Annotated in this window: 23 protein-coding genes and 1 pseudogene; 17 read left to right on the top strand and 7 right to left on the bottom strand. The window is 61.4% G+C overall.

The window, feature by feature from the left end; genetic code table 11:
- Window positions 1-22 precede the first annotated feature (22 nt).
- The 5 genes from AC1DLV_RS05950 to hemB all read right to left on the bottom strand — a co-directional run bounded on the left by AC1DLV_RS05950 (window position 23) and on the right by hemB (window position 3,186).
- Window positions 23-778 carry an arginyltransferase gene (locus AC1DLV_RS05950; protein ID WP_476784675.1) on the bottom strand — a complete coding sequence of 252 codons (756 nt, stop codon included), beginning with the start codon at window positions 776-778 and terminating at the stop codon, window positions 23-25.
- A gap of 141 nt (window positions 779-919) precedes the next feature.
- Window positions 920-1,390 carry an RDD family protein gene (locus AC1DLV_RS05945; protein WP_476798637.1) on the bottom strand — a complete coding sequence of 157 codons (471 nt, stop codon included), beginning with the start codon at window positions 1,388-1,390 and terminating at the stop codon, window positions 920-922.
- Between the two features lie 65 nt (window positions 1,391-1,455).
- On the bottom strand, window positions 1,456-1,812 hold the full coding sequence (locus AC1DLV_RS05940; RefSeq protein ID WP_476798636.1) for a HepT-like ribonuclease domain-containing protein: 357 nt from the start codon (window positions 1,810-1,812) through the stop codon (window positions 1,456-1,458).
- Complete coding sequence (locus tag AC1DLV_RS05935; protein ID WP_476798896.1) at window positions 1,812-2,108, bottom strand: nucleotidyltransferase family protein; 297 nt, start codon at window positions 2,106-2,108, stop codon at window positions 1,812-1,814. The genes AC1DLV_RS05940 and AC1DLV_RS05935 overlap by 1 nt, the downstream gene beginning before the upstream one ends.
- A 46-nt stretch (window positions 2,109-2,154) precedes the next feature.
- The gene (hemB, locus tag AC1DLV_RS05930; RefSeq protein WP_476798635.1) at window positions 2,155-3,186 is read right to left on the bottom strand and encodes a porphobilinogen synthase; all 1,032 of its coding nucleotides are present in this window, start codon (window positions 3,184-3,186) and stop codon (window positions 2,155-2,157) included.
- Window positions 3,187-3,330: 144 nt separating this feature from the next.
- Between hemB and AC1DLV_RS05925 the strand changes: the two genes are divergently transcribed.
- From AC1DLV_RS05925 to AC1DLV_RS05855, 15 genes are all read left to right on the top strand, one after another.
- Window positions 3,331-4,368, top strand: coding sequence for an enoyl-CoA hydratase/isomerase family protein (locus AC1DLV_RS05925; RefSeq protein ID WP_476798895.1), 1,038 nt, complete (start codon window positions 3,331-3,333; stop codon window positions 4,366-4,368).
- A 26-nt stretch (window positions 4,369-4,394) separates the two neighbouring features.
- Entirely contained in the window at window positions 4,395-4,787 is a 393-nt protein-coding gene (locus AC1DLV_RS05920; RefSeq protein WP_476786513.1) for a DUF6163 family protein, read from the top strand.
- Window positions 4,788-5,002: 215 nt separating this feature from the next.
- Entirely contained in the window at window positions 5,003-5,518 is a 516-nt protein-coding gene (gene ldtR, locus AC1DLV_RS05915; protein WP_109576855.1) for a transcriptional regulator LdtR, read from the top strand.
- A 415-nt stretch (window positions 5,519-5,933) separates the two neighbouring features.
- The gene (locus AC1DLV_RS05910; RefSeq protein WP_476798634.1) at window positions 5,934-7,187 is read left to right on the top strand and encodes a L,D-transpeptidase family protein; all 1,254 of its coding nucleotides are present in this window, start codon (window positions 5,934-5,936) and stop codon (window positions 7,185-7,187) included.
- A 176-nt stretch (window positions 7,188-7,363) separates the two neighbouring features.
- On the top strand, window positions 7,364-8,665 hold the full coding sequence (gene glyA / locus AC1DLV_RS05905; RefSeq protein ID WP_476798633.1) for a serine hydroxymethyltransferase: 1,302 nt from the start codon (window positions 7,364-7,366) through the stop codon (window positions 8,663-8,665).
- Between the two features lie 198 nt (window positions 8,666-8,863).
- Entirely contained in the window at window positions 8,864-9,328 is a 465-nt protein-coding gene (gene nrdR / locus AC1DLV_RS05900) for a transcriptional regulator NrdR (RefSeq protein ID WP_109576858.1), read from the top strand.
- Window positions 9,329-9,331: 3 nt separating this feature from the next.
- Window positions 9,332-10,453 carry a bifunctional diaminohydroxyphosphoribosylaminopyrimidine deaminase/5-amino-6-(5-phosphoribosylamino)uracil reductase RibD gene (ribD, locus tag AC1DLV_RS05895; RefSeq protein WP_476798632.1) on the top strand — a complete coding sequence of 374 codons (1,122 nt, stop codon included), beginning with the start codon at window positions 9,332-9,334 and terminating at the stop codon, window positions 10,451-10,453.
- The gene (locus AC1DLV_RS05890) at window positions 10,453-11,070 is read left to right on the top strand and encodes a riboflavin synthase (RefSeq protein WP_476798631.1); all 618 of its coding nucleotides are present in this window, start codon (window positions 10,453-10,455) and stop codon (window positions 11,068-11,070) included. The genes ribD and AC1DLV_RS05890 overlap by 1 nt, the downstream gene beginning before the upstream one ends.
- A 116-nt stretch (window positions 11,071-11,186) precedes the next feature.
- Entirely contained in the window at window positions 11,187-11,651 is a 465-nt protein-coding gene (locus AC1DLV_RS05885; protein WP_476798630.1) for a 6,7-dimethyl-8-ribityllumazine synthase, read from the top strand.
- Complete coding sequence (nusB, locus tag AC1DLV_RS05880) at window positions 11,648-12,148, top strand: transcription antitermination factor NusB (protein WP_476786215.1); 501 nt, start codon at window positions 11,648-11,650, stop codon at window positions 12,146-12,148. Before AC1DLV_RS05885 ends, nusB begins: the two co-directional genes overlap by 4 nt.
- Entirely contained in the window at window positions 12,145-13,347 is a 1,203-nt protein-coding gene (locus tag AC1DLV_RS05875) for an MFS transporter (RefSeq protein WP_476798629.1), read from the top strand. Before nusB ends, AC1DLV_RS05875 begins: the two co-directional genes overlap by 4 nt.
- Before the next feature lie 154 nt (window positions 13,348-13,501).
- Window positions 13,502-14,413 (top strand): glycine betaine ABC transporter substrate-binding protein OsmF, encoded by a 912-nt coding sequence (gene osmF / locus AC1DLV_RS05870; protein WP_476798628.1) that lies wholly within the window; start codon window positions 13,502-13,504, stop codon window positions 14,411-14,413.
- A gap of 58 nt (window positions 14,414-14,471) precedes the next feature.
- Window positions 14,472-15,638, top strand: a complete 1,167-nt coding sequence (locus tag AC1DLV_RS05865; protein ID WP_476798627.1) for an ABC transporter permease — start codon at window positions 14,472-14,474, stop codon at window positions 15,636-15,638.
- The gene (locus AC1DLV_RS05860) at window positions 15,635-16,573 is read left to right on the top strand and encodes an ABC transporter ATP-binding protein (protein WP_476798626.1); all 939 of its coding nucleotides are present in this window, start codon (window positions 15,635-15,637) and stop codon (window positions 16,571-16,573) included. Before AC1DLV_RS05865 ends, AC1DLV_RS05860 begins: the two co-directional genes overlap by 4 nt.
- Entirely contained in the window at window positions 16,570-17,325 is a 756-nt protein-coding gene (locus AC1DLV_RS05855; RefSeq protein ID WP_476798625.1) for an ABC transporter permease, read from the top strand. Before AC1DLV_RS05860 ends, AC1DLV_RS05855 begins: the two co-directional genes overlap by 4 nt.
- Before the next feature lie 6 nt (window positions 17,326-17,331).
- On the opposite strand, the gene AC1DLV_RS05850 is transcribed toward AC1DLV_RS05855, so the two are convergent.
- Complete coding sequence (locus AC1DLV_RS05850; RefSeq protein ID WP_476798624.1) at window positions 17,332-17,643, bottom strand: hypothetical protein; 312 nt, start codon at window positions 17,641-17,643, stop codon at window positions 17,332-17,334.
- Between AC1DLV_RS05850 and AC1DLV_RS05845 the strand changes: the two are divergent.
- Together AC1DLV_RS05845 and AC1DLV_RS05840 are read left to right on the top strand one after the other, a co-directional pair.
- A pseudogene (locus AC1DLV_RS05845) lies at window positions 17,642-18,136 on the top strand (DUF2165 family protein). The gene AC1DLV_RS05850 and the pseudogene AC1DLV_RS05845 overlap by 2 nt on opposite strands.
- Window positions 18,137-18,328: 192 nt before the next feature.
- Window positions 18,329-20,476 carry a sodium-translocating pyrophosphatase gene (locus tag AC1DLV_RS05840; RefSeq protein ID WP_476836128.1) on the top strand — a complete coding sequence of 716 codons (2,148 nt, stop codon included), beginning with the start codon at window positions 18,329-18,331 and terminating at the stop codon, window positions 20,474-20,476.
- 159 nt (window positions 20,477-20,635) lie between these two features.
- On the opposite strand, the gene AC1DLV_RS05835 is transcribed toward AC1DLV_RS05840, so the two are convergent.
- A complete protein-coding gene (locus tag AC1DLV_RS05835; protein WP_476798622.1) occupies window positions 20,636-21,157 on the bottom strand; it encodes an outer membrane protein assembly factor BamE in 522 nt (173 codons plus the stop codon).
- Window positions 21,158-21,263: the final 106 nt, after the last annotated feature.

Genomic DNA, 21,263 nt, shown 5'->3' with positions numbered 1-21,263 from the left:
GTGGAAAACGGGCCGGACATGCTCAAATGTTGCCTTCGAAACGCTCCCAGCCCTTCATGCCGAGATGTTCCTGCGGTGTAAAACGTACCTTATAGTTCATCTTGCGCGAACCGTTGACCCAGTAGCCAAGATAGACGTGGGGCAGGCCCATGGCGCGCGCGCGGGCAATATGGTCGAGGATCATGTAAGTTCCAAGCGACCGCTCGTCCATTTCCGGATTGTAGTAGGAATAAACCATCGACAGCCCGTCCGACATCTTGTCGGTCAGTGCCACCGCCATCAGTTCGCCTTGGCCCTGGCCGGTGATGAAGGTGTCGGGGCCGCGCCGGCGGTATTCGATCACCTTGGTATCGACATGGGTGTCTTCGACCATCATGGCGTAGTCGAGCACGGTCATGTCGGACATGCCGCCCTTGCGGTGGCGCGCGTCGAGATAGGAGCGGAACAGCGAGTATTGCTCGGTCGAGGGTTCTGCGTCGTGCATGGCGCCGACGAGGTCGGAGTTGCGCTCGACCACCCTGCGCATGTTGCGCGTGGCCTTGAATTCCTGGGCCAGGATGCGGACGGAGACGCAGGCCCTGCAGGTTTCGCAGGCAGGCCGGTAGGCGATGTTCTGCGAACGCCGGAAGCCGCCCTGGGTCAACAGGTCGTTCATCTCAGGCGCCTTGTCACCCACGAGGTGAGTGAAGACTTTCCGCTCGAACTGCCCCTCAAGATAGGGGCAGGGGGACGGCGCCGTCAGGAAGAATTGCGGAGAATGGGTCGGATGCTGCGTCATCGAGCGTCAGGAAGACTCCCAATCAATGTTCCCTAGCTTGGCGCTACCTGCGAAAAATTCAACATGAATGTGAAGGCAAGTGCATTCTTTGCCTTCACATTTTGGCGCAACTGCCGGTTTTGACTCGCCGAATGGCAATTTTTAGCTGTCGCTGCGGCTGACCACGGTGCCGAGAAGCAGGTCGTGCAGCGCCCGCTTGCGGTCGGAAAACAGCGTCACCAGCAGCACCAGGGGCGTCAAAACCACGTTGCCTGCCCAAAACAGCACCGAGTGAACCACCGCCAGAAGGCCATCGATCGGCTTGCCGTCGAGGCGGTCGAGCCGGATACCCATCATGCGCATGCCGGTTGTCGCCTGGTTGGGCCCGCCGAGCGTCGACCAGATATAGAGCAGTGCTACCGCGGGGAACAGGATGCCGAACAGCGCCCAGCCGAGGCCGAGCGTCAGGATGCCGAGAAGCAGGATGATGATGGCGAAGGGGATCATCAAAAGACCGACGATCAGATAGTCGATCAGGAAAGCCAGGATGCGGCGCGTGCGCACACCGTCATAGGCGCGCGTATCCTCAAGCCTGTTGGTGATGATTTCGCCGTCCAAAACGCGTGCGGTCATAGTATCCTCAATGGCGAGCGAAATTGCCCGCGCGCCAATTCAAATGGGGAAATTGGGAGCGGATTTCAAGATTCAGGCTTGTCGAGACTTGCCGAAAGACGTCCCAAGGCAGCTCGCAATTCCGGAAGATGGTCTGTCACGACTGCCCAGACAATGGGATCCGCGATCTTGTGATATTCGTGCCGTAGCACGTTGCCGATACCACGTATCTGTTTCCAGGGAACTTCAGGGGCGTGGTCGAGCAACTCGTCCGGCAGATGCCGCGCAGCTTCCGAGATGATCTCGATGCCGCGTTGGACGCCATGCTTCAACAGCCAGTCGTCCCGGAAATCCTGCAGCGTCTTGCCGGCAGTTGCAGCCTCGATGCCGTCGAGCGCATCAAGGATTTCCGCCAAAATAGGTCTGACCTTACGTCCTGCCATCAGAACACACGAATGGCCGACCGTTCGATCTCGTCCTTCAACTGCGGGTGCAGGCTGTCGCGCGTTGTAAGGTCCACGTCGACGGCCATTGCCTCTTCCAGCAACTGTTTGATCCCGACCAGGTCGATCAGCGAGAAGCGGCGTCCCGCGTCATAGTCGATGAAAAGGTCGAGATCGCTGTCTTGAGACTGCTCGTTGCGTGCCGTCGAGCCGAACAGGTAAAGCGAGGTTGCACCCATGCTGCGAATTGCATCGGCGTTCTGTTGAAGTCTCCTGACTGCTTCCGACCTGGTCATGCCATCCACAATACAGCAACTGCTGGACATGTTGTAGGCAGGCAGATCAGCCCTTCAACATCTGCGCCACTTCAGGTGCGAAATAGGTCAGGATGCCGTCGCAGCCGGCGCGTTTGAAGGCGAGCAGGCTCTCCAGCATCGCCTTTTCGCCATCGATCCAGCCATTGGCGCCCGCTGCCTTGATCATCGAATACTCGCCCGACACCTGATAGGCGAAGGTCGGCACTCGGAACTCTTCCTTCAGCCGGTGGATGATGTCGAGATAGGGCAGGCCGGGCTTGACCATCAGCATGTCGGCGCCCTCGGCGAGATCCTGTTCGGCCTCGCGGATGCATTCGTCGGAGTTCGCGTGGTCGATGTAGTAAGTCTTCTTGTCGCCCTTGAGCAGTCCCTGCGTGCCGATCGCCTCGCGATAGGGGCCATAGAAGGCTGAAGCGAACTTTGTCGCATAAGACATGATTGCCACGTCCTGGAAGCCATTGTCGTCGAGCGCGTCGCGGATGGCGCCGATGCGGCCGTCCATCATGTCGGATGGCGCGATGATGTCGGAACCTGCCGCCGCCTGAAGCACAGCTGCCGCCGCCACCTGGGCGACTGTCTCGTCATTGACGATGATGCCGTCGCGCAAGATGCCGTCATGGCCATGGCTGGTGAACGGGTCGAGCGCGACATCGGTAATGATGCCGATCTCGGGAACCGCCGCCTTGATGGCGCGGGTGGCTCGGTTGATGATGTTGTCGGGCTCGAGGATATGTGCGCCGGTTTGGTCGCGCAGACCCATGTCGACATTGGGGAAGGTGGCAAGGGCCGGAATGCCAAGCTTTGCAGCGCGTTCCGCTTCCTTGACGGCGAGATCGACCGACATGCGAAACACGCCGGGCATGGCTGGAATGTCTTCCTTCCGGTTCTCGCCATCGATGATGAAGATCGGCCAGATCAGATCGTCGACGCTCAGGCGGTTCTCCTGCACCAGCCGGCGCGACCAGTCGGCCTTGCGCATGCGGCGCAGGCGGCGGCTGCCGGTGATCTCGTCGACGCTGCGCGCGCCGGCTGCCTTGGCTGGGGTGAACTTGTTCATCGGTCGTCTCCGGTAATTGTGCAGTTTTTAGCATGCCGGTTTGCCCAACACCAAGATGCAGGATGTGTCCTGCGGCATTGACGCACCCTGTCACTCCACATTAGCTCTGCACACTCAGCCTGAATGTGAGGGATTCCAGTGGACATCGACTTTGGCGGCGACGACGAAATCCGCTTCGAGCGGTCCGGAGCGGCCGGCATCGTCACGCTGACGCGGCCGCAGGCGCTGAACGCGCTGACCCACAAGATGGTTTTGGCGCTGTCTCGTGCGCTCATCGCATGGCAGGTGGACAGCGACGTGGCGCTGGTCGTCGTCAAGGCCGAGGGCAGGGCGTTTTGCGCCGGCGGCGACATCTTGCAGGTCTATGAAGCCGGCCGACTCGGCAATCCGCCTGTCGATTTCTTTGCCGATGAATATCGCCTCAACGCCCAGATCGCGCGGTTTCCCAAACCTTACATCTCGCTGATCGACGGGATCGTCATGGGCGGCGGCGTCGGCATCTCGTTCCATGGCTCGCATCGGGTGCTGACCGAAAACGCACAATTCGCCATGCCCGAAGTTGGCATCGGCTTTTTTCCCGATGTCGGCGGTAGCCATCTGTTGCCCGACCTCGGCGGCTATTTTGGCATGTATCTGGCGCTGACCGGCAACCGAATCCGCTATGGCGACGCGCTTTGGTCCGGGCTGGCGACGCACACTATTTCGGCAGACGGGCAGATCGGGCTGCTGGAACGTTTTTGCGAGACCGGCGAATCGGAAGCGGTTCTGCGCAATTTCTTCCGGCCCGCCAAGCGCGAGACTGAGCGCGACACGCTCGAAGCCATTGCCCTGCACTTTTCCAAACCCAGCCTTGCCGATGTCATCGCAAGCCTCGATGCGGATACGGGCGAATTCGCAGCCAAGACGCTCGCAAACATCCTTACGCGTTCGCCAACCAGCCTGTCCGTCGCCTTCCGCCAGATCAAGGCCGGGCTGACCATGTCGATGGACGACTGCATGCGCATGGAATTCCGGATACTGAACCGCATGCTGACTGGCCGCGACTTTTATGAGGGCATCCGCGCCGTGCTCATCGACAAGGGCTCGACACCGCAATGGCAGCCGGCACGGCTCGCCGATGTCGACCCGGCCGATATCGACCGCTATTTCGCAACGCTCGGCGATGGGGAACTCGCCCTGTGAACGACAATGCAAGCCGCCTGCGCGAGATGCACCCGTCCGCGATCGAGAATGCGTTTGCGCTGTTCCTGCGCGTGGTGGCTGCTTATTGCCTGCTGTTCGGCATTCTCTATTGGGTTCGTCTGATCGGCGTTTATGACGGCCCGCTCTGGCGCTTCGACCTGATGCCGCTCCATTGGCAGGTCGCGGCGGTGACGCTGTCGGCGTTTTTTCCCTTCGCGGCCATCGGTCTGTGGATGCTGTCGTCGTGGGGGCCGGTCATCTGGTTCATTTGCGCTGCGACCGAGATTGTTATGTATGCGGGCTTCCCCGATCTGTTTGGCAGCCGCCCGCTGATCGTCGCCGCCCATGTTTCGGTGGCGTTGATTTACGCCGCCTTCCGGATCGTCTTGCACCTCCAAAGACGCCGCGCTGCCCAGTAGCCAACGCTTTCAGGGCGTTGCGGGCCATCCCATAAAATACAAGGTTAATTATTCTTACTCGGAAGGGTTTTCGTTAACCCTCTTTCGAAACCAGTGCCTGGTAAGCCCTTGTTAAGCCTGACGTTTAAGTCGAATTTTATGGGTATTCGATAAGTTCGCGATCAAGGTGACATCAAACAAAAAAGTCACCAGGCGAAAACAGAGAGGCAAAGACAATGATCAATTCGCGTCAGGTGGCTAAGCCCGCCATGGTTTCTGAGGACCGTAACGAAGCTATCCGTTCGCTTTACATGGAATCCCTGCAGCTGGTCGAAAGACTTCACCGCCGTCTTCTTGATGTTATCAAGGATGAGTTCGACCGTAACGGCCGCAGCGACATCAATGCAATCCAGGCGCTGCTGCTGTTCAACATCGGCAATGCGGAACTGACCGCCGGCGAATTGCGCTCACGCGGCTACTATCTCGGCTCGAATGTCTCTTACAACCTCAAGAAGCTGGTCGAGCTCGGCTTCATCAACCACCAGCGTTCGCGCATCGACCGTCGCTCGGTTCGTGTCAGCCTGACGCCCAAGGGCCAGGACGTGGCCGAGGTCGTTGCCGGCCTCTACGATCGCCATGTCGGCTCGATTGAACATGTCGGCGGCATCAACACCGACGAATTCAAGCAGATGAACCGCGCCCTGCAGCGCCTCGACCGCTTCTGGAACGACACCATCGCCTACCGCATGTAAGCCTGCAGGGAAGGGGAATAGGGCAGTAAGGCAGTGGGGCAATAGGTCGGCAAGACCGCAGGTGCCATGCTGCATTTCTGACTGCCCTACTACCTTACTGCCTTATTCCCAATCTTCCCAAGGAACGACCTCCAGTCGCCGGGCCGGTTGCAGAAATGCACCGGCCCTTCCTTTTTTAGCTTGAGGCGATGCAATAGAAGGCGCCCTAGCCATGTTGCCGCCATATTCGGATGACCTATCGAAATCTTGTGATGTGCCAAATCTGCCTGTTCGGCCGTCAGCAACCCGTGCGAAGAAGTCGCGAGTCACGTGTTCGTGATGTCGGGTTATGGTTGGCTAATTGTTAAGTGTGGTCGTCATATCGTCGCGGGAAATTTCCTGCCGGTCTTGTTGCGCGAATATGTCTGGAACGTCCATGAAAACTAGCCGCCGTTTCTTTCTCTCCGGTGCAGGCGCAATCGCCGTGGCCGCCATATCTGGCGCCGCTAGCGCCCAGGACGTGATCGGCGAAGTTCTCGGCTCGTCGCGTCGCGGCAACTGGGACGATCAGTTCGATGCGCGTGTCAGCCAGGGCGACAAGGTCGTCTCGACGCTGCCGATATTTTCGCCGCAGACGATCGGCTTCGTGCAACAGGCCATCGCTCAGTATCAGAACATCGTCGCTCAGGGCGGCTGGCCAGTCGTGCCCGCAAACAAGAAGCTCAAGCTGGGCGACGAAGACCCCGATGTCGTGGTGCTGCGCAAGCGCCTGATGGTTTCCGGCGACCTGTCGCCGCGCGCTGGCCTCTCTCAATCCTTCGACACCTACGTCGATGCCGCGCTCAATCGCTTCCAGGCACGCCATGGCCTGCCGTCCGATGGCGTCATGGGCAAGTACACCTATGCGGCGATGAACATCTCCGCCCAGGTTCGCCTCGGTCAGCTCCAGACCAATCTCACTCGCATCCAGGCGCAGGCCGGCAAGCTCGGCAACCGCTATGTGAACGTCAACATCCCGGCTGCCCAGGTTGAAGCCGTCGAAAACGATCGCATCGTGCTGCGCCACACGGCCATCGTCGGCAAAGTCGATCGCCAGTCGCCCATCGTCAATTCGAAGATCAACGAGATCGTCGTCAACCCGTACTGGAACGCGCCGGTATCGATCGTCCGCAAGGACATCATCCCGCTGATGCGCAAGAACCCGAACTATCTGACCGACAGCAAGATCCGCCTTTTTGCGCCGGATGGCAGCGAAGTCGATCCGATGAATGTCGACTGGTCGACGGAAGAGGCGGCGAAATATCGCTTCCGCCAGGACCCCGGCGCCAACAACGCTATGGCTTCGGTCAAGATCAACTTCCCGAGCCCCGATGGCGTTTATATGCACGATACGCCGCAGCAGAGCCTGTTCGGCAAGATGATGCGCTTCGATTCGTCGGGCTGCGTGCGCGTCCAGAACGTCCGCGACCTTGTCACCTGGATCCTGCGCGACACGCCGGGCTGGAGCCGCCAGCACTTCGAACAGACCATCAAGTCGGGCGAGAACACGCCGATTCCAGTCACCAACCCGGTGCCGGTCTACTTCACCTATGTCTCGGCATGGTCGACGGGCGACGGAGTCGTCCAGTTCCGCGACGATATCTATGGCCTCGACGGTGTCGATGAGCTGCAGATCACTTCTGCGCTCTGAGCTAGCCGCAACCGTTATGAAAGGGCCGTCCTTCGGGGCGGCCTTTTTCGTTTGAGCGCTGTTTGGCGCAAAGCGACAATCAAATTTCGCGCTGCAAACGTGGCGACGCATGGTCAAGTGTGTTAATGGCCCGCCGAACCTCCCCGATGCCCTCCGGACTGTAAGGATTTTCCACAATGGCCGCTTCGAAACACCTCGAATCCTTCTTTGGAACCCCGCTGTCGGAGGCCGATCCGGAAATCTTCGGCTCGATCCGCAGTGAGCTTGGCCGCCAGCGCCACGAAATCGAGCTGATCGCCTCGGAAAACATTGTTTCCCGTGCCGTTCTCGAGGCGCAGGGCTCGATCATGACCAACAAATATGCCGAGGGCTATCCGGGCAAGCGCTACTATGGCGGCTGCCAGTTCGTCGACGTTGCCGAGGAACTCGCCATCGAACGCGCCAAGAAGCTGTTCGACTGCAAGTTCGCCAACGTCCAGCCGAACTCAGGCAGCCAGATGAACCAAGCCGTTTTCCTGGCGCTGCTGCAGCCGGGCGACACTTTCATGGGCCTCGACCTGAATTCGGGTGGTCACCTGACCCATGGTTCGCCGGTCAACATGTCTGGCAAGTGGTTCAAGGTCGTCTCCTACGGCGTTCGCAAGGACGACAATCTGCTCGACATGGACGAGGTCGCGCGCCTTGCCCGCGAAAACAAGCCGAAGCTGATCCTTGCCGGCGGCACCGCCTATTCCCGCATCTGGGACTGGAAGCGCTTCCGCGAGATCGCCGATGAAGTCGGCGCGTATCTGATGGTCGACATGGCCCACATTGCTGGCCTGGTCGCCGGCGGGGTGCATCCGTCGCCGCTGCCGCACGCCCATGTTGTCACCACCACCACCCACAAGTCGCTGCGCGGCCCGCGCGGCGGCATGATCCTCACCAACGACGAAGACATCGCCAAGAAGATGAATTCGGCGGTGTTCCCAGGCCTGCAGGGCGGCCCGCTGATGCATGTCATCGCCGCCAAGGCGGTGGCTTTCGGCGAAGCGCTGAAGCCCGAGTTCAAGACCTATGCGGCAAATGTCGTCGCCAACGCCAAGGCGCTGGCCGCAAGCCTCAAGGACACCGGCCTCGACATCGTTTCGGGCGGCACCGACAACCATCTGATGCTGGTCGACCTGCGTCCCAAGAACGCCACCGGCAAGCGCGCCGAGGCAGCTCTTGGCCGCGCCAACATCACCTGCAACAAGAACGGCATTCCTTTCGATCCGGAAAAGCCCTTCGTCACCTCGGGCGTCCGTCTCGGCACCCCCGCCGGCACGACCCGCGGCTTCGGCGAGGCCGAGTTCCGCGAGATCGGCACGCTGATCACCGAAGTGCTGGACGGCCTCAAGGCTGCCAACTCGGACGAGGGCAACGCTGCCGTCGAGGCGGCGGTCAAGCAGAAGGTCGTCAGCCTGACCGAGCGCTTCCCGCTTTATCCTTACCTCGGCTAAGACGCCGAGCCGGGGAGGGCGCGAAACCATCCCCGAAAGCTTTGGAGCCCCATCCCTAGATATCAGGGGTGGGGCTTTTGTTTTTCGGCCGTGATCGATGGGCAAATGCGGCTTCCACATCTTGGGATCATGGTTCCGATTTCCGGGCCGATGGGTTAAGCCTTTCACGGTCGAGGATTCGAATGACAAGGCTGAACGATGCGTTGCCCATATTGCCAGTCTGAAGACACGCAGGTGAAGGACTCTCGTCCGGCCGAAGATGGCGCTGCGATCCGCCGCCGGCGCATCTGCCCGGTCTGCGGCGGCCGCTTCACCACATTCGAGCGTGTTCAGCTCCGCGACCTCGTCGTGCTCAAGAAATCCGGCCGCAAGGTGCCGTTCGACCGCGACAAGCTTGCCCGTTCGGTCGAGATCGCGGTGCGCAAGCGCAACGTCGATCCTGAGCGCATCGAGCGCGCCGTGACCGGCATCGTCCGTCAGCTCGAAAGCTCCGGCGAAAGCGAAATCCCTTCCGGCGAGATCGGCCGTTTGGTCATGGAGGCGCTGAAGTCGCTCGACGACGTTGCCTATGTGCGCTTCGCATCGGTTTACCGCAACTTCCGCGAGGCCAAGGATTTCCACGAAGTGTTGGGCGAGCTCAAGGGCGACGAGGAAGCCAGCTGAGCAATGGTCTACGACGCATCCACGCAGGACACGATAGACCGCCGTTTCATGGCAGCCGCACTTAGGCTGTCGCGAAAGCACCTCGGACTGACTTCGACCAATCCGGCGGTCGGCACGCTCATCGTCCGCGACGATGGTTCTGGACCTGTTATCGTCGGACGCGGTGTCACCGCCATAGGCGGGAGGCCGCATGCCGAAGCTGAGGCCTTGGCCGAAGCAGGCGATCTGGCGCGTGGCGCCACCGCTTATGTCACGCTTGAGCCCTGCGCTCACCACGGCCGTACCCCGCCTTGCGCCAATGCGCTGGTCACCGCTGGCGTCACACGCGTCGTCGGCGCCGCAAGCGACCCAGATCCACGCGTCTCCGGCAAAGGCTATGCCATCCTCCGGGGCGCCGGCATCGAGGTCAGGGAAGGCGTGCTTGGCCGCGAGGCCTCCAATCAGCTCGCCGGTTACATGAATCGTTCCGTGAGGAAGCGCCCGGAAGTGATTCTGAAGCTTGCGCTTTCCGCCGATGGCATGATCGGCAGGCGAGGCCAGGGCCAGATCGAGATCACCGGTGAGATCGCTCGCCGCCTGGTCCACATCATGCGCGCCGAAACCGACGCAATCCTGATCGGCATCGGCACTGCCCTTGCTGACGATCCCGAGCTGACTGTGCGTTTGCCGGGGCTCAGGGCGCGTTCGCCGGCGCGCATTGTGCTCGACAGGCTGGCCCGGTTGCCGGCGACGTCGAAACTCGCCCGTTCGGCCGATGATGTGCCGGTGCTTGTCGCCGCCTGTTCGGAAATCCATACGACCAACAAGGCGGAACTGGAGCGCGCCGGCGTGAAATTCCTCGCGACCGAGACGTATGACGGGCGCGTGGCACTGCCCGAACTGCTTGAGGACCTGGGCAATCACGGCATGTCGCGCATCGTCGTCGAAGGCGGCGCCGACACAGCGCGCGCCTTTCTCGATGAGGGCCTCGTCGACCGCATCGCACTGTTTTACGGACCCGAAGCGATTGGCCGCGACGGCATTGCAGCGCCCATCGGCCGCGACCATATACCGGCTGGGTTCGAGCTAGTGCGCGAGGCGCGCTTCGGCGAAGACCACTTCGCTGAATGGATAAGGGAAATCTGATGTTTACCGGGATCGTTACCGACGTGGGTACAGTCGCGTCTGCAGCTCAGCTCGACCAGGGCGTGCGCCTGCGCATCGACACGGCCTATGATCCCAAGACGATCGACATCGGTGCGTCGATTTCCTGCTCAGGCGTCTGCCTGACTGTCGTTTCATTGCCCGAAGATACGTCGAATGCCCGCTGGTTCGAGGTCGAAGCCTGGGAAGAAGCACTCCGCCTGACCACGGCGAGCGACTGGGCGTCCGGTCGCAAGATAAATCTCGAACGCGCCCTCAAGATCGGCGACGAGCTTGGCGGCCACATCGTTTCGGGACACGTCGACGGCATGGCCGAGATCGTGGCGCGCGAGGATGAGGGCGAAGCGGTGCGTTTCCGCCTAGAGGCGCCGCGCGAGCTGGCCAAATTCATTGCGCCCAAAGGGTCCGTCGCGCTCGACGGCACGTCGCTGACGGTCAACAAGGTCGAGGGCACGCGCTTCGATGTGTTGCTGATCCATCATTCCTTGCAGGTGACGACCTGGGGCGAGCGCAAGGTCGGCGACCGCGTCAATCTCGAGATCGACACCATGGCGCGTTATGCCGCGCGCCTTGCCGAGGCGGCCAGCGAAGGGCTTTGATACGAGGCGCCAGCCGCCGGTCGACCGGCCAGCGGTTTCCTGCCACAGTGCTTAACACTTCGCTTGCGAACTCATCGGGTTCGGCCTAAGTCAGCCGCTCCTGCCGGAGATTTGACATGGCCAACGACAAGAAACTGAAGCTCCTCATCATTGAGGCGCGCTTTTACGACGACCTTGCAGATGCGCTGCTGGACGGCGCCAAGGCTGCACTGGACGCCGCCGGCGCATCCTACGATGTGGTGACCGTTCCTGGCGCGCTCGAAATTCCGGCCGTGATCTCGTTTGCGCTCGACGCAGCCGATGACGAAGGCACCCAGTATGATGGTTATGTCGCGCTCGGCACCGTCATCCGTGGCGAAACCTATCACTTCGACATCGTCGCCAACGAATCCTGCCGTGCTTTGATGGACCTGTCGGTTGCGGAATCGATCTGCATCGGCAACGGTATCCTGACTGTCGAAAACGATGATCAGGCTTGGGCACGCGCCCGCCGCACCGAGGGCGACAAGGGTGGCTTTGCCGCGCGGGCAGCCCTCACCATGATTGCCTTGCGCGAAAAACTTGGAGCAGCACGCTCGTGACGTCTCCTGAAGATAACGGCCAACCGCCCGTCCGCCAGGCCAACAAGCGCGGTGCCGCCCGTCTGGCTGCCGTGCAGGCGCTCTACCAGATGGACGTCGCCGGCAGCGGCCTGCTCGAAATCACCGCTGAGTATGAGGCGTTCCGCCTTGGCAAGGAAGTCGACGGCGCGCTCTACCGCGAGGCCGACGCCCAGTGGTTCCGGGCTATCCTCGCCGGTGTGGTCGAAAACCAGAAGATCGTTGACCCGGTCATCCGCCAGGCTTTGACCGAGGACTGGCCCCTGTCGCGGCTCGATTCGACGCTGCGCGCCATTCTGCGTGCCGGTGTCTTCGAGCTGATGAAGCGCCAGGACGTTCCTGTGGCCGTGATCGTGTCGGAATATGTCGACATCGCCAAGGCCTTCTATGCGGACGACGAGCCCAAGCTCGTCAATGCAGTGCTTGATCGCGTTTCCCGCAAGCTGCGCGGCGAGGGTAAGGGTAAGGACGCATTATGACCGGTGGCGAACGCGATGCGCGGCGAACTGCTTACATTCTCGCCGCATCGCAAGCCATCATAGGCTCCGCCGCCCCGATTGCCTTTTCGCTTGGTGGCCTGGCGGGCTACTATCTGCTTGGACCCGACAAGTCGCTGGCAACCGCCCCGATCACCGGTTTCAGCGTTGGTCTGGCACTTGGCGCACTTCCGGCGGCTGCGATCATTCGCAGCCTCGGCCAGCGTCACGGCTTCATGTTCGGCACCGCGGTCACCGCAGCCGGTGGCGCCATCGCAACGTTGGGCCTCTTCCGTTCGGAATTCTGGCTTTTTGTCTTCGGCCTGCTGATGCTCGGTGTCGGCAGTGCCTTCGTGCAGCAGTTCCGCTTTGCCGCGGCCGACAACGCGCCGCCGGAATTCAAGGCGAACGCGATCTCGTTTGTGCTCGCCGGTGGCATTATTACGGCAATCCTCGGCCCCCAGATCGTCATCTTCACGCGTGAACTGTTTGCGCCCGTCATGTTCGCCGGCTCCTTTGCGGCGATCATTGGCTTGGCTGCGGTCGGCGCCGTCATCTTGTCGTTCCTGAGAGTGAAGGGTGGGGCGGAGGCGCACGCGGCCGTGTCTCAGGCCGACGCGCGCCCGTTGCTGGAGATCGTCTCCCAGCCGCGCTTTGCTGCAGCACTCGTTTGCGCGGTCGGCAGCTATGCCGTGATGACCTTCGTCATGACTGGTGCGCCGCTCGCCATGGTCGGCTGCGGGTTCTCGCCCGACGAGGCGACGCTCGGCATCTCCTGGCATGTCATGGCGATGTTTGGCCCAAGCTTCTTTACCGGCCGCCTGATCCAGCGTTTCGGCGCCGAGCGCATCGTGGCGCTGGGCCTGTTCCTGCTGATCGTTTGTGCCATCGTGGCCTTGTCAGGCATCGCGTTGTGGCAGTTCTGGACATCGCTGATCCTGCTCGGCCTTGGCTGGAACTTCGGCTTCATCGGCGCAACCGCGATCGTCTCGACGGCTTACCGCCCGTCGGAAAAGGGCAAGGTCCAGGGCTTCCACGACTTCGTCCTGTTCAGCATCGTCGCTCTGGCCTCGCTGATGTCCGGTGCTGTCTACAATGCTTTTGGCTGGGATATGCTGGCCTGGATCGTCTTCCCTGTCTGCGCCGTCTGCCTGGCGGCGCTCGCGGCTCTGTCTCTGATGCGCCAGCGTCAAACCGTCTGACAGGAGGATGTCGGCAATCAGGCCTGCCGATTTCTTCGAACTACAAAAAAATATTGCGCAGGCCTTGCGCATTGTGAAACCGTATGCCCCGACGGAAGCTGGCCGCCATGCTCATATGCGCCACCGAATTCCGGGAACGAGAAGGGGCTTCATTATGCGTCAGACCACAGCAATCGCCGCAGCGATCATCGCGCTCGGCCTCGCCACCAGTGCCGCAAGCGCGCAGGTGGTGGTGTCTTCCAAGATCGACACCGAAGGCGGCGTGCTCGGCAACATCATCAAGGCCGTACTCGACGCCAACAAGATCGCTACCACCGATCGCATCCAGCTTGGTGCGACGCCCGTCGTGCGCAAGGCGATCACCGCGGGCGAAATCGACATTTATCCCGAATATACCGGCAATGCCGGCTTCTTCTTCGAAAAGGCCGATGACCCGGTCTGGAAGGATGCCGCCAAGGGCTTCGAGACCGCCAAGAAGCTCGACTATGACGCCAACAAGATCGTCTGGCTGTCGCCGTCGCCGGCCAACAACACCTGGGCGATCGCGCTGCGCAAGGATGTGGCCGAGACCAACAAGCTCGCCACCCTCAGCGATTTCGGCAAATACGTCGCTGGCGGCGGTGCTGTCGTGCTCGCGGCCTCATCTGAATTCGTCAATTCCGCTGCGGCCCTCCCGGCCTTCCAGACCACTTACGGCTTCACCCTTAAGCCGGAACAGTTGATCACGCTTTCCGGTGGCGACACGGCAGCCACCATCGGAGCCGCCGCCAACCAGACCAATGGCGCCAATGCCGCCATGGTCTATGGCACGGACGGGGGCATCGCGCCTTCGGGTCTGGTTGTTCTCAGCGACGACAAGGGCGTGCAGCCGGTCTACCAGCCGGCTCCGATCATCCGCGAAGCTGTGCTCAAGCAGCATCCGGAGATCGAGACCTTACTCAAGCCGGTGTTCGAAAAGCTCGACCTGGTCACGCTGCAGGAACTCAACGGCCGTGTTCAGGTTGGCGGCGAGCCGGCCAAGGCCGTTGCCGAAGATTTCCTGAAGAAGAACGGCTTTCTGAAGTAAGCTTCCCCGGCGCGCCTCTCATGGGACGCGCCGACGGAACCGGGGACGCATCGCAGTCGTGGGCATCAGGTTCGACAAGCTTGGCGTGGTGATTGCCGCAATCACCGCCTATGGCGCCTTCGTGGCGCCATTCGCCACTTTTCGCGCCAACCGCATTGTAGCAGGTGAACCGCGCTCGATCATGGAAGCCTTGCCGTCACCCATGGGGGCGGCTCTGCTGGCGATCCTGTTGGCAGCAGGGCTTGTCGCGCTCTTCAAGACACCGCTGGCTGTGCGCCTGGGTGCCAGTGTCGTGGCGCTTGTGTCGCTTGCGCTGCTGATCGGCGTCGCCGGCAGTCATTTGACGCCGGAGGGCAATACTTTCGCCCGTATCTCACCGGCCTCTGGCTTTTGGATTCTGATCTTTGCCTTCACTCTTTTGCTCGCCGATGTGCTGACAAGGCTGCAATTGTCGCCGGTCGGGCGTGTTGTCGTGCTGGGCGCAGCGGCTTCAGCGATCTGGCTTCTGCTCGCGTCAGGCCAGTGGGACAGCCTGTCGATCCTCAAGGAATATGCCAATCGCGCCGACAGTTTCTGGAACGAGGCGAGACGCCATGTCGAACTCGCGCTCGGCTCGCTGGCTGCCGCCGTTCTTGTCGGCCTGCCGCTCGGCATTTTATGCCATCGCGTCGAGTCGCTTCGAGCAGGCGTTCTCAACGTGCTGAACATCATCCAGACGATCCCCTCGATCGCGCTGTTCGGCATCTTGATCGCGCCGCTCGGCTGGGTCGCGGCAAACGTTCCCGGTGCTTCGGCTCTGGGCATTCGCGGCATTGGCGCCGCACCGGCCTTCGTTGCGCTGTTTCTCTATTCGCTGTTGCCTGTGGTCGCCAACACGGTGGTCGGGCTCGCGGGTGTGCCGCGCGCAGCGAACGATGCGGCACGCGGCATGGGCATGACCGGCTGGCAGCGCCTGTCGAATGTCGAGTTCCCGCTTGCCTTTCCGGTCATTCTCACAGGCATCCGCATCGTTCTGGTCCAGAATATCGGCCTTGCCACCATCGCCGCGCTGATTGGCGGTGGTGGCTTTGGTGTGTTCGTGTTCCAGGGTGTCGGCCAGACGGCAATGGACCTTGTCCTGCTTGGCGCGGTTCCAACGGTGGCGCTGGCCTTTGCCGCTGCCATCATCTTAGACGCGGTGGTCGAATTTGTCGCGACCCGCAGAACCTCGGCGGTGGCGGCATGATCGAGATCGAAAACATCACCAAGCGTTATGGCGAAACCGCTGTCGTCGACGACGTCTCGATGGTCATTGAGCCGCGTACGCTGACGGTGATCGTCGGCACTTCCGGCTCGGGCAAGACCACGCTGTTGCGCATGATCAACCGCCTGGTCGAGCCGACTTCGGGTACGATCAAGCTCGACGGCACGGACAATCGCTCGGTGCCCGGCCACGAACTGCGCCGCAGCATCGGCTATGCCATTCAGGGCAACGGCCTGTTTCCGCACCGTACGGTGGCGCAGAACATCGGCACCGTTCCTTCGCTGCTCGGCTGGGATGCCGCGCGTATCAAGGCTCGCGTCGACGAGCTCATGTCGCTGCTTCAGCTGGACCCCGTGGCTTTTGGCCCTCGCTATCCTCACGAATTGTCGGGTGGCCAGCAGCAGCGCGTCGGCGTCGCCCGTGCGCTTGCCGCCGAGCCCAACGTGCTGTTGATGGACGAGCCGTTTGGCGCGCTCGACCCGATCATCCGCACCAAGGCGCAGGAAGACCTTCTGGCGATCCAGAAGCGCTTCGGCACCACCATCATCCTCGTCACCCATGATATGGAGGAGGCGGTCCATCTCGGCGACCGCATCGCCGTCATGGATGCCGGCCGCCTGATCCAGTATGCGACGCCGGCCGAGATCCTGGCCAAACCCGCCAACGATCTCGTTGAAACTCTGATCGGTGCCTCCGACCGTCCGTTCAAGCTGTTGTCGCTCGGCGCCGTCGGTGACGCGGTCGAGCCTGGCAAGGCGGCCGGCGAGGGGATACGCGCCGAGGCAACCCAGCGCGATGCGCTCGCTGAACTGTTGTGGTCGGGCCGTTCTGCGATGCCCGTGACATCGGACGATGGCACACCACTTGGCAAGGTCACTATGGAAGGCCTCGTTAAACGTGCCGCGAGGCCGCAATGAAGGCCTGGATTCCGCTCCTGCTGCGGCTCGCCGTACTGGTCCTGCTCATCGCTTTTTTGACGAATCCCCTGTGGTTCGAGCCGCTGCTCAAGCCGCTGACACAGAATGGCGCTCCTGCCATCTACAACCAGGGCAGTCTGCTATCGCTGGCGCTGCAACATCTGCGCACGGTCGCCATCGCAACCGCAGCAGCGATTGTCGTTGCGGTATCGCTCGCCATCCTTGTCACCCGCCCGACGGGCGTCGAGTTCCTGCCGCTGTCGCGCAGCCTGGTCAATATCGGCCAGACTTTTCCTCCGGTCGCGGTTCTGGCGCTTGCCGTTCCCGCCGTCGGCTTTGGCGAAAAGCCGACGCTGATCGCGCTGTTCCTCTATGGCCTGCTGCCGATCTTCGAGAATTCGTTGACGGGTTTGACCACCACGCCGCCGAGTGTGGTTGAAGCCGCGCGCGGTGCTGGCATGACCAGCTGGCAACGCCTGCTCAAGGTTGAACTGCCGCTCAGTGTGCCGGTCATGCTCGCCGGCATCCGGCTTTCGGTGGTAATCAGCCTCGCCACAGCCACCATCGGCTCGACGGTCGCGGCCAAGACGCTCGGCGAGGTCATCATCGCCGGGTTGCAATCCAACAATCTGGCCTTTGTCCTGCAGGGAGGCCTGATCGTCGCGGCCCTTGCCGTGCTTATCTACGACGCGCTGTCGGCGCTGGAGCGGATGGCGGCCAGGCGTATGGGGCTGGTGGCCCAGAACGACTAGCCGAGGCTAGCGCCCGCGCACCGGGTAATCGAGCGTGATTTCGAGCCGGCTTTTGTTGCCTTCGATGATCCAGCGGCGGCGCAGCACCGCAAAATCGTGGTTGTCGCCGCTCACCGACAGCGAAATCACGTCGCCCGTTTGGCATTCCGCCGAAAGTTTGAGTGCGCCGAGCGTACCGTCCAGGCCCGCCTTGGCGGCATAAATCCTGGCCGAACCTGTCAGCACGACATCGACCTTCTGGCCTGTTGCGCTGCCGCTGAGACTCGGTGATTGATCTGGCTGATGCCCCGGTCCGTCATTTGAAGGAGTTCTTGCCATGGTATGGCGTCTCTCTAAGATCGTGATGTGTCTTTGTCTTGCAGCTTTCGCCTTTCTTGTGGCGTTCGGCAATATCACCGACTACGGCTCCAATTTCGCCTTCGTCCAGCATGTCTTGAGCATGGACACCACTTTCCCGGGCAACGCCATCATGTACCGGGCGATCACCAACCCGACGCTTTGGAGCATCGGTTACTGGCTGATCATATTTGGCGAAGCGCTGACCTGCCTGCTTTTCGTCATCGCCGCTTGGAAGCTCTAGCAGGCAAAATACGGCTCCGCCCAACAATTCAATGATGCCAAGAGCTTCGTTCCGATTGCCGTGACGATGGGATTTCTCGTCTGGTTTTTCGGCTTCATGGTCATTGGCGGCGAATGGTTCGGCATGTGGCAGTCGAGCACCTGGAATGGCCAGGAGGCGGCATTCAAGTTTTACATGACGATGCTGGCGGTGCTGATCTACGTCAATCAGCCGGATCGCGAGCTGGCCTGAAGTTGTTTTGAATTGCGTTTGACCGTTTGAAGCAGTGCGGCGAAAGCCGGGACAAAAGCTTAGCGATATCTTGACGTTCGCTGCCCTGTTTCGGATGGTTGGCGGGAGCGGGAAGCCGCACCAAGGCTTGCCTGCCTCATTCACTCGCCCGGGGAGGGGAATTCCGGGCACAATCAGGGAAGAGAATTGGCAATGACAATGCTTTACGTCGTCATCGCCTGCGGCCTGCTATCTGTCCTTTACGCCATATGGGCGACGCAGTCGGTGCTTGCATCCGACCAGGGCAATGCGCGCATGCAGGAAATCTCCGCCGCCATCCGAGAAGGTGCGCAGGCATATCTGGCCCGCCAATACACCACCATCGCCATCGTCGGCGTCGTTGTGTTCCTGCTCGCTTGGTGGCTGCTTTCCGCAACCGCGGCGATCGGCTTTTTGATTGGTGCAGTGCTTTCAGGCGCAGCCGGCTTCATCGGCATGCATGTTTCGGTCCGCGCCAATGTGCGCACCGCACAGGCCGCGTCCAACAGTCTTGCTGCCGGCCTCGACATCGCCTTCAAGTCGGGCGCCATCACCGGCATGCTGGTGGCTGGCCTCGCTTTGCTTGGCGTCTCCGTCTACTACCTCATCTTGACCGGGCCTATGGGGCATGCGCCTGCTGACCGCATTGTCATCGACTCGCTGGTGGCTCTCGGCTTCGGCGCTTCGCTGATTTCGATCTTCGCCCGTCTCGGCGGCGGCATCTTCACCAAGGGTGCGGATGTCGGCGGCGATCTCGTCGGCAAGGTCGAAGCCGGTATTCCCGAGGACGATCCACGCAACCCTGCCACGATCGCCGACAACGTTGGCGACAATGTTGGCGACTGCGCCGGCATGGCTGCCGACTTGTTCGAGACCTATGCCGTGACGGTCGTCGCCACCATGGTTCTCGGCGCGATCTTCTTTGGCGGCACTGAAATCCTGTCCAGCGTGATGCTCTACCCGCTCGCCATCTGCGGCGCCTGCATCATCACCTCGATTGTCGGTACCTTCTTCGTCAAGCTCGGCGCCAATGGCTCGATCATGGGCGCGCTCTACAAGGGCCTGATCGTCACCGGCCTGTTGTCCGTCGTCGGTCTCGGCGCGGCAACTTCGCTGACGGTTGGCTGGGGCGAGATCGGCACCGGGGGTGGCGTGCTGATCACCGGCAAGAACCTGTTCATCTGCGGGCTCATTGGCCTCGTGGTGACCGGGCTCATCGTCGTCATCACCGAATACTATACCGGCACCAACAAGCGCCCGGTCAATTCGATCGCCCAGGCGTCGGTCACCGGCCACGGCACCAACGTCATCCAGGGTCTGGCGGTGTCGCTCGAATCGACCGCTCTTCCGGCGATCGTGATTGTTGGTGGCATCATCGCGACCTTCCAGCTTGCCGGCCTGTTCGGTACGGCAATTGCCGTCACCACCATGCTCGGCCTTGCCGGCATGATCGTAGCGCTAGACGCCTTTGGTCCTGTCACCGACAATGCCGGCGGCATTGCCGAAATGGCTGGCCTGCCCAAGGAAGTGCGTCATTCGACCGACGCGCTTGACGCGGTCGGCAACACCACCAAGGCGGTGACCAAAGGTTATGCCATCGGCTCCGCTGGTCTTGGCGCTTTGGTGCTGTTTGCGGCTTACAGCTACGACCTGCAGTACTTCGCGGCGAACCCGACCCAGTTCCCGTATTTCGCCAACATCGGCACGGTCTCCTTCGACCTGTCCAACCCTTACGTCGTTGCCGGTCTGATCTTTGGCGGCATGATCCCGTATTTGTTCGGCGGCATCGCCATGACCGCCGTCGGTCGTGCGGCCGGCTCGATCGTCGAGGAAGTGCGCAGGCAGTTCCGCGACGATCCGGGCATCATGAAGGGCACGTCCAAGCCCAATTATGCTCGTGCCGTCGACATCCTGACCAAGGCTGCGATCAAGGAAATGATCATCCCGTCGCTGCTGCCGGTGCTGGCGCCGCTGGTCGTTTATTTTGGCGTGCTTTTGATCTCGGGCTCCAAGGCCTCGGCTTTCGCGGCCCTCGGTGCCTCGCTGCTCGGCGTCATCGTCAACGGCCTGTTCGTCGCCATCTCGATGACTTCTGGCGGCGGTGCCTGGGACAACGCCAAGAAGTCGTTCGAAGACGGCTTTACCGACAAGGACGGCATCAAGCACATGAAGGGTTCCGAGGCCCACAAGGCTTCGGTGACCGGCGACACGGTCGGCGATCCCTACAAGGACACCGCCGGTCCGGCCGTGAACCCGGCGATCAAGATCACCAACATCGTCGCACTTCTGCTGTTGGCAGTGCTTGCGCATAGTGGCGGCTAGTCCGGTAGGCAGTTACGCCTATGCACGATCTTGAGTGACTTAAGCCCCGTCCGCGTCCTGCGGGCGGGGTTTTTCAGTTCTTCTGACGCCACGCAAAAAGAAGCCCGCGGAATTGCTTCCGCGGGCTGTTGCCTGAGATTCTTGAAGTCCTTGAGCGGATCAGGTGCCGCCGAAGATGTTGCTGGCAGCATTCGAACCGATCTTGCCTGCACCCGAAAGCAGCTGGCCGAGGAAGTTCTGGTCCTTGCCGCCGGTAGGCGTCGTGCGCGAGATGAAGTCGAACACCTTGCCTTCCTGCATGCCGTAATTGGCAATGTTGGTGACACGGCCGTCGGCGCCGAAATAGACGGCGAGCACGCGCTGCTCGATGAGCTTGGGCTTGGCGAATGCGACTGAGCGCTTCCGCGTCTGGGAGATGTAGTAAAACACCTCGTTGTCGAAAGTCGCGGTCGTCGAGGGCGTACCGAGCGCAAGCAGAACCTGCTCGCGGCTCGACCCCACCGGCACGGAATCGATCGATTGCTGATCGATGACGTAACCCTGGGTCAGCGTTTCGCTGGGGGTCAGATCACCGAATGTCTTGGAGGTGTTGCACGCCGAAAGCGCGGCGGCCGCCACAATCAGCGATACAGCGCTTGCCGGACGCAACGAAAATGGCATCTTGAATTTCAGCGAGTGCAACAACAACTCCATCCTGTCGTGCCAGCGCCCTGCTTGCGCGAAGCCGCAAAACCGGTAAACCAGCTTGCGCGCCGATGCAACAAGGCCACTGTGCGAAACGGGTCCC

The sequence above is a fragment of the Aminobacter sp. 01T433 genome (genome assembly GCF_056398585.1).
The sequence above is the reverse complement of the archived record's forward strand: the minus strand, read 5'-3'. Positions and strand labels throughout refer to the sequence as shown.

Coding starts and splice junctions, on each gene's coding strand:
- AC1DLV_RS05910 (WP_476798634.1), top strand. CDS start 5,934: ATGAAAACTAGCCGCCGTTTCTTTCTCTCCGGTGCAGGCGCAATCGCC.
- AC1DLV_RS05945 (WP_476798637.1), bottom strand. CDS start 1,390: ATGACCGCACGCGTTTTGGACGGCGAAATCATCACCAACAGGCTTGAG.
- ldtR (WP_109576855.1), top strand. CDS start 5,003: ATGATCAATTCGCGTCAGGTGGCTAAGCCCGCCATGGTTTCTGAGGAC.
- AC1DLV_RS05935 (WP_476798896.1), bottom strand. CDS start 2,108: ATGACCAGGTCGGAAGCAGTCAGGAGACTTCAACAGAACGCCGATGCA.
- glyA (WP_476798633.1), top strand. CDS start 7,364: ATGGCCGCTTCGAAACACCTCGAATCCTTCTTTGGAACCCCGCTGTCG.
- AC1DLV_RS05875 (WP_476798629.1), top strand. CDS start 12,145: ATGACCGGTGGCGAACGCGATGCGCGGCGAACTGCTTACATTCTCGCC.
- AC1DLV_RS05855 (WP_476798625.1), top strand. CDS start 16,570: ATGAAGGCCTGGATTCCGCTCCTGCTGCGGCTCGCCGTACTGGTCCTG.
- ribD (WP_476798632.1), top strand. CDS start 9,332: ATGGTCTACGACGCATCCACGCAGGACACGATAGACCGCCGTTTCATG.
- AC1DLV_RS05940 (WP_476798636.1), bottom strand. CDS start 1,812: ATGGCAGGACGTAAGGTCAGACCTATTTTGGCGGAAATCCTTGATGCG.
- nrdR (WP_109576858.1), top strand. CDS start 8,864: ATGCGTTGCCCATATTGCCAGTCTGAAGACACGCAGGTGAAGGACTCT.
- AC1DLV_RS05860 (WP_476798626.1), top strand. CDS start 15,635: ATGATCGAGATCGAAAACATCACCAAGCGTTATGGCGAAACCGCTGTC.
- AC1DLV_RS05920 (WP_476786513.1), top strand. CDS start 4,395: ATGCACCCGTCCGCGATCGAGAATGCGTTTGCGCTGTTCCTGCGCGTG.
- AC1DLV_RS05950 (WP_476784675.1), bottom strand. CDS start 778: ATGACGCAGCATCCGACCCATTCTCCGCAATTCTTCCTGACGGCGCCG.
- AC1DLV_RS05885 (WP_476798630.1), top strand. CDS start 11,187: ATGGCCAACGACAAGAAACTGAAGCTCCTCATCATTGAGGCGCGCTTT.
- AC1DLV_RS05890 (WP_476798631.1), top strand. CDS start 10,453: ATGTTTACCGGGATCGTTACCGACGTGGGTACAGTCGCGTCTGCAGCT.
- hemB (WP_476798635.1), bottom strand. CDS start 3,186: ATGAACAAGTTCACCCCAGCCAAGGCAGCCGGCGCGCGCAGCGTCGAC.
- AC1DLV_RS05850 (WP_476798624.1), bottom strand. CDS start 17,643: ATGGCAAGAACTCCTTCAAATGACGGACCGGGGCATCAGCCAGATCAA.
- AC1DLV_RS05840 (WP_476836128.1), top strand. CDS start 18,329: ATGACAATGCTTTACGTCGTCATCGCCTGCGGCCTGCTATCTGTCCTT.
- osmF (WP_476798628.1), top strand. CDS start 13,502: ATGCGTCAGACCACAGCAATCGCCGCAGCGATCATCGCGCTCGGCCTC.